We start from the raw sequence: 14,047 nt of genomic DNA, 5'->3' as shown, positions 1-14,047 counted from the left end.
ATTATTCGATACCTCCTGCAGCGTATTTCATTATCTCTTCCTGTGAGAGCTCGTCCTTTGACAGCTTCTTCACGAGTCTTCCGGCTCTGACCACACATACGTTGTCGCACATGTTGATGATCTCAGGAAGCTCACTGGATACCATGATTATCGCTATGCCTTCCTTTGCCAGTTCATTGATTACTGTGTATATCTCAAATTTTGCATTTACATCCACGCCTCTGGTCGGCTCATCCAGAATAAGTACATCCGGCTTGGTTGCAAGCCATTTGCCCAGAACCACCTTCTGCTGGTTTCCGCCTGACAGGCTGCCCGCCTCAATCTCAGGCGATGCCGCCTTTATCCTCAGTCTCTGTGAATAATGGTCAATTACCTCGCCTCGTTTTCTCTCACTTATAGCGATTCCATTCATATAGAATCTGAGGGATGAAAGTGTGAGGTTAAATGCCACGCTGTTGCCAAGTACAAGGCCCTGTTTCTTTCTGTCCTCCGGAACCAGTGCTATGCCTGCCTTGATAGCCTGCATTGGATTCTTGAAGTGAACCGGCTTTCCTCCGAGTATCACCTCTCCCGATGTGAGCCGTGTTGCGCCAAATATCGCCTCCATGATCTCACTTCGTCCGGCACCTACCAGACCTGAGAATCCCAGGATCTCGCCCTTATGTACTGAAAAACTTATATCTTCAAAGACACCTGTCTGAGAAAGATTCCTTACCTCCAGAGCAGTCTCCGCTTTGTCCATGTCACAGTAATCTCTGGCATAGAAGCTCTCCAGATCTCTTCCTACCATCATCGCAACCAGCTCATTCGGGCTTGTCTCTGATGTCTTTTTTGTTCCTACGTATGCACCATCCCTGATGACGGTAACTCTGTCAGATATTCTGAAGAGCTCCTCCATTCTGTGGGAGATGTAGATTATACTTACCTTTTTCTTTCTGAGATTTTCAATGATCTCAAATAACTGCTCAACCTCCTCATTTGAAAGTGATGAGGTTGGCTCATCCATAACTATTATCTTGCCGTTGAATGAGACCGCTTTAACGATCTCCACCATCTGCTGCTGTGCGATGGTCAAATTTTCTACTATCGTGTCTGCCTTTATATTCACACCGAGGGATGATATCATCTCCTCTGCTCTTCTGTTCATCTCTGCAAAGTCCAATGTTCCAAGCTTTGTCCTTATCTCTCTGCCGAGAAACAGGTTCTGTGCCACCGAAAGATATGGAACAAGTACGATTTCCTGATGTATTATTCCTATACCATTCTCTCTGGCAGCCGGAACTCCGTTGATCTTGACCTCCTTGCCATTTACCTTGATGATTCCGCTGTCGGGCTGGTAAATTCCGCCGAGGACCTTGATCAGTGTGGACTTTCCTGCACCATTCTCACCGAGCAGTGCGTGTACCTCTCCCAGCTCAAGGGAAAAGTCGATGCCGCTTAAAGCATATATTCCAGAGAAGCTTTTCTTTATCCCTATCATTTCCAGAACTGTCTGTCCCATATTAAACCTCCAAGTTTCTAAAATAGATCTTTTGTTATCCTGCTTTTTCGGGATCACGGCCGGAGATCTCAGATCCCCGGTCTATCCCGTGTTATATGCATCTACATTGTGTCATATCTGCCAAGTCCGGGTTCAGCTCCTCACTATTATTTTCGGAGCCGGTCCGGCTTTACTGCCAGTCGTTAACTGTCTTCTCTGCCTCATCCTTGAGTACAAGGTGTGAATCAAGATATACCTTCTTCTCGTCAATGGTCGTATCTCCGCCTACATACTTCTGTGCTGCGTTGAATGCATACTCTGCAATCTGTACAGGAACCTGACATGCAACTGCTGTGAACTCACCGTCAATGAGTGCCTGCTTGCCATCTGGTGAAGCATCGATACTGTACACGCCGATCTTGCCAGTCTTATTTGCTGCCTTAACTGCTGCTGCAGCACCGAGTGCTGATGGATCATTGATGCAGAAGAATGCCTGAAGATCTGTGTTTGCTGTGATGATATCCTCTGCAAGACTCATTGATGCATCAAGTGCAGCCTCGCCATCCTGCTGTGCCACAATATTGAACTTGTCCTTGTTGTCACCGAGTCCGTCAAGGAAACCATTTACACGGTCTACACAGCTCTCATTTGATGGGAAGTCAAGGATCGCAATGTCTGCTCCATCCGGATAATCCTTAACCATCTGCTCACCTACAAGCTGTCCTGCCATGTATGCATTTGTTCCAACGAACTGTGTTACAAAGTTCTCTATGTCATCCTCGATAACTGCTGTATCTACATTGAAGATTGGGATTCCTGCATCTTTGATCTCTGCAAGACCAGATGTGATACCTGCTGAATCAACTGGGATGATGAACACTGCGTCGTATCCACTGTTTGCCACGTCTGATAACTGGCTGAGCTGTGTGTTCAGATCGTAGTCAGGATCAAGACATGTATATGATATTCCGTTCGCATCACAGAGTTCCTTGAGCTTTGCATCTATTGAACTCTGGAATGTGTTGTTAAGTGTGTTTGTACAGAATGCAAATGACAGGTCGGATGACTTCGTGCTCTCCTGCTTTGTACCTGATTCAGATGAACCGCCGTCCGATGCGCCTCCTGCTCCTGATCCACAACCTGCCAGTAAACTGAGTGACATGCACAGGCATGCTCCAACTGCTAATAACTTCTTAATCTTTCTCATAATTTTTACCTCCAATATCATGTATTTCGTTTTTGCTAACTCGTTGTCGAAAAACTGTTTACAACCGGTTTAATTTACGTAAATTTTAAACTGTTTTTCGTCCTTTGCATGTTTTGATGATATAACCTTTGTCGGTTATTGTCAATATCAAGTGTTTTATTTATTGCTTATTCGTCATTATGTACAAATAACACTCGATTGCATTATAGGGTTCGCAGGTCTTTTATTATTTTTTACGTAAATATTTTACGATATGTCATACTTATGGGATTTGTAGTGTATGATTGACACCCGTTACTTGTCACCTTGTATCTTGTAATCTTGTCCTTTGTCTCCGGTACCACTTCCCCGGGAATTTTCTCTTTTGGGTGTGGTTACAGCAACTTGGACACAAAATTGTATCCTTGGGAACTTCTCAGGCGAAAAAGATACAATCTTCCAAGGTCTTGTGTGTAAACGCAAAAAATCCGCCAGAAAGATACAATTTTCTCTCTGACGGATGTCATATCACCCAAGTCTGTCCGGCATGGACTCATGGAAGATTTCCTTCCATGCAAGCCTGAGCTGTTTTGGCTCGACCTGATACGGCTGAACTCCCACATACTTTGGAAGCTGTTCTTCACTTACCAGGGACTTGGCAACAACTGCCGCAGCCGCTCTTCCCTGCTCGTATGGTCTCTGCGTGCTGAGTCCCTTGACTATTCCTTCTTCCATGCACCGGGCTATACCATGGTCAAGATCAGTTGTGAACACCGCCACATCCTCCCTGCCAAGCTCCTTGAGCGCCTTTATAGCCAGAAGCGCTGGGCGATCCCAGCTCACATACATTGCCTCAATTTCAGGATTGGCAGTTATCACATCCTTGGCTACCTGATATGCATTGGATATTTCTCCAAAGCTCCTGATCGTCACTATGTCAATATCCGGGTAACTGTCCTTGATTATTCTCTCAGCAGCATTATCCCTGACTCTTGTTCCATAGAATGCCGCGCCATGAATAATAAAACCTGCCTTTTTTTTCTTATTTTCCTTACAATATTCTCCCAACATTCTTCCCGTGTTCGTTCCATTCTCCGACTCATTTACTGATACACAGGACACATAGCTGTTCTTGGACATACCATCTGGAACATTGCTTATGAACACCAGCTTTGACACTTTTGAAAGCTCCTGAAACTTTTCTCTGGTACGGCTGTCATCCGCTGGAATAGCTATAACTGCATCCGGTTTCTGAAGTCTTATGCCATCAAGCTGTGCATTCTGCAGTTCCGAGTCAAAGTGCGCATCCATAACCGACACCACATCTATTCCAAACTGCTCAAGTTCCTCCCGAATTCCCTTCTCATGCAATTCTGCCCAAGACGTTCCGGTATAGTGGAAAGAGATCGCAACCCTGTAATGTCCTGCCTTTAGTCTGTGTTTCTCTTCTTTTGTCAGTACAACCGAATCCGGCGCTGCCGCTTTATCTCCAAATGGTCCATTGTCAAGCATCTTTGTGGATTTTCTGACTACAAGCTCTACATCTGCATAACAGTCATGCGATATGGCAACTCCCGTATTGATCTTCTCAAACAACATCCCAACAGCCTTGGCACTTAGTCCCTTCACATCTCTTCTCAGTATTGTAAGAGGTGGATAAGTAAGTTCAGACCAGCTCTCATCACCAAATCCAACCACAGATATCTCTCCCGGACAGTCGATTCCCATATCTCTCAGTGTCTTCATAAGATAAAGAGTTATTCTGTTGCCCCCCGCAAGTACAGCGGTCGGCCTGTATCTGCGCAGGGCTTTCTGAATAGCCAGCATGCAGTCATCCTCTCCTTTTTCCAACGTCACATCAACAATGTTTGCATCATTTGTATTTATATTGTATTTCTCCAGAGCATTCAGGAAACCTTTTGTTCTCTCATCCCTGGTGGTACTGTCCGTACTCTCTCTGAAAAACAAAACATTTTTGTGTCCACTCGCAAGCAGATAATCTGCGCCCTTAAATATAGCCTCTCGGTCGCGAAACTCAACCGAGTCTATCCCTGATCCAAGTATATTTCTCTCCACGCAGACAAATGGAACACCCGACTGTATGAGTTTTGTGTAGTTAGATGCCACATCACTCACCGGCGCATGTATGATCCCTGCAACCTTCTTATTCACCAGAAGTCCGGCAAGCACCTGCGCCTCCTCCTTGAGATCATTGTCTGTTATCGCCACAAGGAACTGATATCCCTGCACACTGACAAGCTGCTTCACATAAGCTACCATATCTCTGTATATAGTACTTTCAATGTTTGGAATGACTGCAACTATCGTGGACTCCCGTCCAACCAGCAGTTTTCTCTCCTTATCAGCTATCTTATTCTGGTATCCTGTCTCTACAATGATCTTCTCTATCTTATCCACAAGCTCAGGTCTTACATACCTCGTCCTATTTATAACATGTGATACCGTGGCTATTGACACCCCAGCCATCTCCGCTATTTCTTTTATTGTAACCTTGCTTTTACTCATACAGCATCCTTTCTCCCTTGTAAGCCACATACATCAGTTCTGCCAATTGATATTCTCCCCCTGGATAAGAGGGTATCTGGCAAGCTCTGCGCCGTCCAGATCCTCCCTGTTCATATCAACAGCATTTATCTGATGTCCCTCATAGGTATTGTAGTAATATATACCCTTGTCTGCATTGCAGCATGAGGTGTATATCGTGATCTCGTATTTGTCAGGTGCGACCTCACAGCAGCCCCTCTGCTGATCCACAGAGCCAAGTATGTGAAAGAACTGGCTTACACTCTCAGCCTCAGAATCCGCAGGCAGACTGTTCTGCTTCACAAATGCCACCCTGGCAAATCTTGACGTGGACGACAGATCCCCAGGAAGTCCTATGGCCCCCATGCCGCGGCTGTAAGCGCTCAATCCAACTTCTGGTGCAAATGTGTTCACTGGCTGCTTCGGTGACAGTCCCATATACTGGTTGAGCAGGAACATCTGCTGAGGAAATGGCGGGTTGTTCGTGAGGACTCCAACCGGATTCTCGTACACATGAAGTCCGTCAGCCATGCACTCCACTGTTATGGCACCATTTCTGTCCGCAATGATCCAGTGGAGCTGCGCCGTAGGAAGCTGCTCAGAAAATGGTGTTCCTGTCAGAGTCATCCTATCCAGTGCCACCCTTGCCTCGCCTACACTGGCACAGCTTCCGAGTATCCATGGAATAAACTCATACTGAGCTACATTGTCCCTGTCTTCACTCTCATCAGCTTCCTGATACGCGGCATTTCCAACGAAATTCAGGCCTGCCATTCCAAGTCCCTTCTCATTTATAGCATCATAGTAGAGAGGATAGTCACCCGCCACATGTGCCATTCCTATCATGGCATAATGGCTGTCCATCCTGCCCATATATCTGAATTCAAACGGATAATTTCTCGGAGTCACGGTAATCTCATCGCCGTACGAGAATTCATAATCCAGCGTTCTTCCAAAATAGAAATCCTTTGTCTTATATGTCGCTGCTGTACACATATTTTGCCTCCTTACAAATCTCTGCAGATAATTTATATCATCATCTCGAAGCCATAACAGCTCTTTTCAAATCCATAGTGTTCGTAGAAGCCATGTGCCCCTGTCCTCGGAAGTCCGGAATCAAGGGTAATGGCCTTGCATCCCCTCTGCTTTGCAAGCTCCTTTGCATGATCCAGGAGTGCCACACCATATCCCTTGCCACGGTCCTCCTCTCTTGTTATGAGACTTGAAACATAGCATGTGAGCCCCGACATCCAGAATGTATTGAAATAGTCTCCATGACACATGCCTCTGCAAATGCCTTCATCCCATAATAAAAACGCAAAGCTGCATTCGTCATCTATGACGTCCATATATACTTTGCGTATTTCTTCCCTGTCATATGTATTATATGTCCATAATTTTTCTATAAAATCAAATACAATATCAAAATCCTCTGCTGTCGCTTTTCTGATCTCCATAATTATATTCTCCTTTCCATTGAACACCAGCCATGCAAGATTTGCCTTCGGCAAATGGCTGGCGCTACATGTCAAGTTTTCACAGAAAACTTGACACATCCCCGCCGAACCTCAGTCCACTTAAACCGACTTTGCACCGTCAACTAAATTACAACCAATGCTTACATTATAAAATATCAAAGTGATTATTAACAGACCGCCACTCATAAATTTATTATAAAATATCCCGGTAAAAAGTGAGGAGGCAGATACGCACAACGCTGTATCTGCCTCCTCACTTTTATATCTTTGTCTCCACATCCGGGAATTCAAGTACTATCTCAAATCCATTCTGCCACTTTGAATTTGCCGTCACTGTGATGCCTAGGTCATGCGCCATCTCACTGACAAGATACAGTCCCATGCCCGTTGCATGCTTCCTGTTCTCACCCGAATCACCCGTGACACCCTTCTCGAATATGTATGGCATGTCACAGCTCTTTACACCTATGCCATTGTCACTCACGGACAGCAGCTTTTTGTCACCCGCCGTCCAGAAGTCAAATGATATCTCCGGCTGCTCATTTGTGTATTTCATGGAATTGCTCACAAGCTGACCGAGTATAAACTGCAATCCCCTGCGGTCACTGTACACCTCTCCATTCTCAAGACACTTTCTGACCCGTATGCCCTTCTCCTCAAGCAGGGATCTGTAGTCAGCTATCACCTCATCCACGCATTCTTCCACATCTATGCTCTCCATGAGATAATCCTTGGAATCGCTTTTCAGTCTGGCGTAGTAGAGCATCTGGTCCACATAGTTCTGCATCTGGCTGGTCACATTGTCCATCTTCATCACAACATTATGAGGCAGCTCATCTCTCCTGTTGTCCACCACAAATGTCAGCAGAGAGATGGGGGTCTTGATCTCATGTGCCCAGTTCTCCACATACTCCTGATAATCCCTGAGCTGTCTGCCACTCTGCATCACTGAATCTCTCAGATCGTGAAGCTCCTCCGACAGCACGCTCACATATTCCTGTTCAGAAGCCCCGCACAGGCTCCTCATTTCTATCTCGCTCTGTTCATCCGGGGCAGTGACAAATCTCCTGAACGCCTCAATCTTCTTCCTGTCCTTTATACACAGCACCGAGCACACCGCCGCGAACAGTATCACAGTGAACATGCCAACCAGCACCCTTATTCTGACAAATGCCTCTGGTGCCACAAGCCACATGAAGAAGCAGAACGCCACGTCCGTCAGAAGCAGCAGACCAAGCCAGACAATATTCTGTTTTATAACAAGTCCAAATCTTTTCATATTTTCTCCACTCTGACAAGTGGGTCAGGCACCTCCGTCCCCAGGGAATATTTTGTATCCAACGCCTCTTACAGCTATGATCTTTGCCTTCATATCCAGTCCCGCCATTTTCTTTTTGAGTCTTGTAAGATTCACCTGCAGGGCATTTTCATCTATATACTCCGATGTGCCCCACACTGCCTCACAAAGTTTCTCCTTAGACACGACATCTCCTCCGCTTGTCATAAGTGTCTCAAATATACGTCCCTGATTCTGTGGAAGCACCGCAGATCTCCCATCTATATACAGAGTGTATGTCTGAGTGTCCAGAAGAAACCCTTCTCCTTCGATCAGGTTCTGTCTGCCCTCGTACCTCTTGAGCACATTTGCCACCCGGGCCAGAAGCCGCTCACGGCGGCATGGCTTCGTGAGGAATTCATCAGCGCCCAGCTCCAGCGCATGGAGCTCGTCCTTTAGCTGGTCCCTCGATGTGAGAACCAGCACCGGGACAGAGCTCCGCCTCTTGATCTCCCGGCATATGTCAAAGCCGCTCCTGCCAGGAAGATTGATATCCAGCAGAAGAATATCCGGAGCCATGTCCAGTATCTGTTCTATTATGTTGTCAAATCCATCTGGCTTAACTGCCCTGTATCCTGCCTTTGTCAGCATATCCAGAAGTTCATCGCACATGAGGACATCGTCCTCAACCACCATCACACACTTCACCGTTTACTCAACCCTTTCCGGTGTCATCATCGCCATGAGATATCTGTTGCTTGAGCGTTTCACCGCTGTCATATAGATATATTCTACCACACACAACAGGATTATCATAACCGCAGCTATGATAAGTATCTGTTTCACACTGCCATGCATGGATTCTGACAGGATTCCCGTGAGCAGAGCACGCACACCGAATATACTGCTGACCGCCGCCACGGCAACCGGGATTCCGAAATACCAGCCCACCTGTCTGTTTGCTGAGCTGCAGAGCATTTCGTATGTCGCGCCAAGCTTCACAAGGGTTCTGTACCTTCTGCCGGACTTTCTCTGTCCCATCAGGAACTGAACACCGATTATGGTATTTGCGATTATGAGGAACACCACCGCCAAATAAAGCGTTATATATCCTGCAGCCACCGTGTAGAACATATTTCTTCCTATGTTCTGCAGATAACTCTCGCAATCAGCGTTTATACTCTCAAAATCTATGCCGTCAAGTTTCTCATTTTCGTCCATTATGGCTTTCATGAGGCCCTTATCGTCCACGATATCCTTTTTGAGAACGGCATTTACATATAACTCGTAATTGTCATTTGTCAGTCTGGCAAATGTATCATCGTCCACGATAAGTCCGAACGACAGGGTTATCGATGAATCTGTCACAATCTTCGTGGTCTGGACCTCTCCGGTCAGATGATACTCATCTCCTCTTACATCCACCTCCGGACGCTCTGCCAATACCTCATTCAGTAAACCTCCGCGGTAATCAGTAAAGAAATCCGTATAGAGTGCCAGTTCATTCTCTCCGAGCTCCAAAGGCTCCTTTCCCGCAGTCTCAAGCACCTTGTTGTACGCACTCTCCTGGATCAGGTAAGGGTATGTCATGTATGACATGTTATTTATAAGCACGTCCCTGTCCTCTGAAACCTTGAGTTTTTCAAGTGCGGATATGACATTCCCCACGTTCACAGCATCATCATGGGACTCATTTTCACCCATCTTTATATAACCAAGCTTCATATCGAATACGTCCGAGAAATCCTCCAACACGCCGGTTTCCTCCAGTTTCGCGCGGATATTCCTGCTGTCCGTCTCAGCGTCACCCCCATATGAGGCAAATGTATAATCGAGCACATGATCCATATTCTGTCTGGATATACATATGCCAACGCCCGCACCGCAGCAGCACAGAGCGCCGAGTATGAGTATCGAGCTTATTGCAAGCGTTCCAGATTTTGTTGCTACATTTTCGTGTATCTGCCTGAAACCGAACACAGCAAGTGGTTTTGAGCCATTTGCACGTCTGGCCAGTGCATCAACAAAGAGCCTGAGACCGAAAAACAGCAGGAACATGCCAACAAATCCCAGTGTTATGGTGACCGCCATATATTTTACGCTGATCCACGAATAGCCACCTATTCCCTGACAGTATGCAATGACCAGCGCAACAAGACCGAGGACTGCACTCACACCATACACAGGAGCCGGAAGCTGTTTCTTCTCTGTCTCCGGTGTATCTACAAGGAGATCGCCTATCTGCTTTCTTGCAAGCTTACCGCTCAGTATGAGAAATGCTGCAAGCTTTATCGCTACAAATCCAACAGTTGTCAGTATGACTGCCTGCAGTGAAAATGATACGTGATGACCTATAACGCCAAGACCTACCAGTCTGGCTGTGAGAAGGCTGACCACCTCAGACATCAGGATCGCTATAGGAAGTCCGATGAGCAGAGCCACTACGCTGCTGCCCAGATCCTCCGCAATCAGCAGGGCAAAAAGCTTTGATCTCCTCATCCCCATCATTATATACATTCCAAGTTCGTGCCTCCGTCGTTCGAGCTGGTATTTGCTTGCATAGTATATAAGAAAGAACAACATGACCAGTGAAAATACATAGAACACCGCCGCTATCTGAAGAAGACTGTTCACCGCATCGCTTTCAAGACTTCTCAGGAATATCATCACATCCTGATGGGACAGCGCCAATATGATATAAAATGCCACTATGGACACGACCAGCGAAGCGAAGAACAGACCATTCTCTTTCCTGCTTCTCCGGCTGTTCCTCATTGCGAGTTTAAAGAACATTTGCGCTGCCTCCTCCCATCTGCGCCATCAGCTTGAGTATCCTCTCATAAAACTCCTGCTGTGACTCTCTCTCCATATCTCTTCTGAGCTCATGGAATATCCTGCCATCCTGTATGAAGAGTATCCTCTTGCAGAAGCTGGCCGCATTTGAGTCGTGGGTCACCATAAGTATGGTAGTGTTGTCATCCCTGTTCAGTCCCAACAGTTTCTCCATGAGTGCCTTTGCATTTCTTGAGTCGAGTGCTCCGGTCGGCTCGTCCGCAAGAATGATCCCCGGATTAAGTATGAGTGCTCTGGCGGCCGCAACCCTCTGTCTCTGACCACCAGACATCTGCGATGGGAATTTGTCAAGCACGTTATCTATCTCCAGATATGATGAAAGCTTTTCCAGTCTGTTTCTGCTCTCATCCTCGGATACACCGTGTATTGACAACGGAACCATAATGTTCTCTCTGCCTGTTAGATTGTCCAGAAGTTCAAAATTCTGGAACAGATAACCTATCTCCCTGCCTCTGTACTGCGCAAGCTTCGCACCTTTAAGCGCCTGTATCTCTTTGCCCTGAAGCTCTATGGTTCCGCTGTCAGGCTTTATGACCGTTGCGATACAGTTCAGCAGTGTGGACTTTCCCGATCCACTGCTACCCATGATGCCAAGGAACTCCCCCGGCATGACCTGAAATGATATGCCGTCCAGAGCCTTAGTCTGGTTTGGCTTTTTGCCATAGTATTTCTTCAGTGATTCTATCTTTAATAAACTATCCATATTGTTCACCTTTCTTTATTTTTATTTGGGGGGATTTTTGCCGATTTTCTTATAATGGGGACGGAGGTACCTGACCCCTTTTGACCTATTTTTGAAAAAGCAAAAACAGCGCCGTTCTGAAATTATAATATCAGAACAACGCTGTTATTAACACTTACACCTTATGAAAGGTTTTTACTCTGCATCCTCAGTCTTTGGGGCCTCGTGGGCATCCATGTTCTTAGGAAGCACAAGATTCAGAATGATGGCAACTATGAATACAACAGCCACACAGTTCTCAGCAAATACCGTCTGCACGATCTTAGGGAAAAGTTACTGATATGATCGCGTTTCAGTTGAACTCCGGCTTAAATGGCATGATGTGAGGGAGCGCTATGACTGATGTTCCGCTGAGTGCGGAGAAATCCACCATACCCATGCACACTGCTACTATATATCCAACCACAAGTCCGAACAGAACTGAGAGCTGCTTCCAGTATGACTTTGCAAATATATGGACGAGCAGACAGCACGCCAGCGTCACTACTCCAATGGAGTCTTTTTCCTGCATCTGTGGCTCTGTCGTGCAATACATACATGACTTTTTGTCGCATTTTTCTAATTTTTTTAGTATAATATAAACGTTGTGGGCAGCTTCTGATAACACTTGCAGCTCACAGCGTATATCAAATAATATCGGGTGCTTTGCATTTGCCGGCACCTAAAATATGGAGGGATAACTATGGCATGGTATGATGAGGCAGTATTTTATCACATTTATCCATTGGGACTTGCGGGAGCCCCTAAACAGAACGACTACGGTGAGCCTGTTCACCGCTTAAACACCCTGCTTCCATGGGTGGATCATATAAAGGAGATTGGCGGTTCAGCACTGTACATCGGACCACTCTTTGAGTCAGTCGGACACGGCTACGAGACTACAGATTACAAGAAGCTCGACTCCCGTCTCGGAACAAATGAGGACCTGACAGCATTTGTGGCTTACTGCCATGAACAGGGAATAAAGGTCATCTTCGACGGAGTGTTCAACCACACAGGCCGTGACTTCTTCGCATTCAAGGACATCCAGGCAAACAGAGAGAATTCACATTACAAAGACTGGTACTGCAACGTGAATTTCTGGGGTAACAACGAGTACAACGACGGTTTCTCTTACGACAACTGGGGAGGCTACAACCTTCTCGTCAAGCTGAATCAGAAGAATCCTGCTGTCGTTGACTATATATGCGATGTGATTCGTTTCTGGGTGAGTGAGTTCGATGTGGACGGAATCAGACTTGACGCTGCGGACGTCCTTGATTTTGATTTCATGAAGGCACTGCGCCGCACAGCAAATGAAGTGAAGCCGGATTTCTGGCTCATGGGTGAGGTCATCCACGGCGACTACAGCCGCTGGGTAAACGGCGAGACTCTTCACAGTGTCACCAACTACACACTTCACAAGGCTCTGTACAGCGGCCACAATGACCACAACTATTTTGAAATCGCGCACACTGTAAGACGTCTCCAGAACATGGGAACATTAAAGCTCTACAACTTCGTAGACAACCATGATGTGGAGCGTATCTATACAAAACTTACCAATAAGGCTCATTTTGCACCTGTACATGTATTGCTCTACACTCTTCCGGGTGTGCCTAGCATATACTACGGTTCGGAATTTGGCATTGAGGGACGCAAGGAATATGGCTCGGACGACAGCTTAAGACCAGCTCTCAATATAGAAGATTACAAGGATTCAGTAAAAACTAATCCTTGTACAGCACTCATCGCCGCACTCGGCAAGGTACGTCAGGCCGTTCCTGCACTGTCATATGGCAGCTACGATGAGCTGATGCTCACCAACAGACAGTTCGCATACGCGAGGGATCTTGACGGAACACGTGTCATCGTGTCAGTGAACAACGACGATGCCCCAGCCGGAATGCACCTTGCAGCAGGGAACTGCACAGCATACATCGGCGCCCTGTCAGGCGAAAAGGTATCTGTACAGGATGGTCATATCAACATAACCCAGCCTGCAAACAGTGGTGAGATCTGGGTGCCTGATGGAACAGACCTGGATGTAAAGCCGGTTAAGGTTGTGACGAAGACTGAGAGCGAAGCTAAGACCAACACAGAAGATAAAGCAGCATCTGAAACAGCTACCGATGCAAAAGGCAATAAGGAAGCTGAACCAAAGATAGAATCCAAAGAATCCAAAGACATTGTGACTGCTACAGAATCTGCAGATGCTAAGAAAAACACAACCAATACTGAGAAGAATATTTCTGCCGCCAACGAGGTAAAAGATTCAGCCAAGGACGCTTCTGCCCAAGCTGCTGCCGACACCCCGGTTGATCCAGAAACCATCACAGTTGACTGGAGCAAGTCTCCGGAATCCATGACAGTTCCTGAACTTCAGGCTGCTATCCTGGCAAAGCTTGCAGGCAACGGACCTGTTGATGCGCAGATGAAGAAGACTGTCACAGACAACATCTGGCATGACTCTCTTGTGAACTGGCTGAAGAGTTTCAGATAAAATTAC

12 protein-coding genes are annotated in these 14,047 nt (G+C 46.5%); 1 reads left to right on the top strand and 11 read right to left on the bottom strand.

What is annotated here, in order from left to right; genetic code table 11:
* Window position 1: 1 nt before the first annotated feature.
* The 11 genes from OCV54_RS08950 to OCV54_RS08900 all read right to left on the bottom strand — a co-directional run bounded on the left by OCV54_RS08950 (window position 2) and on the right by OCV54_RS08900 (window position 12,094).
* Window positions 2-1,501 (bottom strand): sugar ABC transporter ATP-binding protein, encoded by a 1,500-nt coding sequence (locus tag OCV54_RS08950; RefSeq protein WP_022215844.1) that lies wholly within the window; start codon window positions 1,499-1,501, stop codon window positions 2-4.
* A gap of 169 nt (window positions 1,502-1,670) precedes the next feature.
* Entirely contained in the window at window positions 1,671-2,678 is a 1,008-nt protein-coding gene (locus OCV54_RS08945) for a sugar ABC transporter substrate-binding protein (protein WP_416810465.1), read from the bottom strand.
* 516 nt (window positions 2,679-3,194) lie between these two features.
* Entirely contained in the window at window positions 3,195-5,192 is a 1,998-nt protein-coding gene (locus tag OCV54_RS08940; RefSeq protein WP_022215846.1) for a LacI family DNA-binding transcriptional regulator, read from the bottom strand.
* 33 nt (window positions 5,193-5,225) lie between these two features.
* Entirely contained in the window at window positions 5,226-6,206 is a 981-nt protein-coding gene (gene bsh / locus OCV54_RS08935; RefSeq protein ID WP_022215847.1) for a choloylglycine hydrolase, read from the bottom strand.
* Between the two features lie 32 nt (window positions 6,207-6,238).
* The gene (locus tag OCV54_RS08930; protein ID WP_055223623.1) at window positions 6,239-6,667 is read right to left on the bottom strand and encodes a GNAT family N-acetyltransferase; all 429 of its coding nucleotides are present in this window, start codon (window positions 6,665-6,667) and stop codon (window positions 6,239-6,241) included.
* 280 nt (window positions 6,668-6,947) lie between these two features.
* On the bottom strand, window positions 6,948-7,967 hold the full coding sequence (locus OCV54_RS08925) for a sensor histidine kinase (protein WP_055223621.1): 1,020 nt from the start codon (window positions 7,965-7,967) through the stop codon (window positions 6,948-6,950).
* A 24-nt stretch (window positions 7,968-7,991) separates the two neighbouring features.
* Entirely contained in the window at window positions 7,992-8,660 is a 669-nt protein-coding gene (locus OCV54_RS08920) for a response regulator transcription factor (RefSeq protein ID WP_004849887.1), read from the bottom strand.
* 15 nt (window positions 8,661-8,675) lie between these two features.
* The gene (locus tag OCV54_RS08915) at window positions 8,676-10,757 is read right to left on the bottom strand and encodes an FtsX-like permease family protein (RefSeq protein ID WP_055223619.1); all 2,082 of its coding nucleotides are present in this window, start codon (window positions 10,755-10,757) and stop codon (window positions 8,676-8,678) included.
* A complete protein-coding gene (locus OCV54_RS08910; RefSeq protein ID WP_004849881.1) occupies window positions 10,747-11,520 on the bottom strand; it encodes an ABC transporter ATP-binding protein in 774 nt (257 codons plus the stop codon). Before OCV54_RS08910 ends, OCV54_RS08915 begins: the two co-directional genes overlap by 11 nt.
* Before the next feature lie 174 nt (window positions 11,521-11,694).
* Window positions 11,695-11,817, bottom strand: a complete 123-nt coding sequence (locus OCV54_RS08905; RefSeq protein ID WP_004849879.1) for a hypothetical protein — start codon at window positions 11,815-11,817, stop codon at window positions 11,695-11,697.
* A gap of 34 nt (window positions 11,818-11,851) precedes the next feature.
* The gene (locus OCV54_RS08900) at window positions 11,852-12,094 is read right to left on the bottom strand and encodes a solute carrier family 23 protein (RefSeq protein ID WP_015534066.1); all 243 of its coding nucleotides are present in this window, start codon (window positions 12,092-12,094) and stop codon (window positions 11,852-11,854) included.
* 147 nt (window positions 12,095-12,241) lie between these two features.
* Between OCV54_RS08900 and OCV54_RS08895 the strand changes: the two genes are divergently transcribed.
* Window positions 12,242-14,041: an alpha-amylase family glycosyl hydrolase gene (locus OCV54_RS08895; RefSeq protein ID WP_055223616.1), complete on the top strand. Its 1,800-nt coding sequence runs from the start codon at window positions 12,242-12,244 to the stop codon at window positions 14,039-14,041.
* Window positions 14,042-14,047 lie beyond the last annotated feature (6 nt).

It is taken from the genome of Coprococcus aceti (genome assembly GCF_025567285.1).
Classification (GTDB): domain Bacteria; phylum Bacillota; class Clostridia; order Lachnospirales; family Lachnospiraceae; genus Coprococcus; species Coprococcus aceti.
The sequence above is the reverse complement of the archived record's forward strand: the minus strand, read 5'-3'. Positions and strand labels throughout refer to the sequence as shown.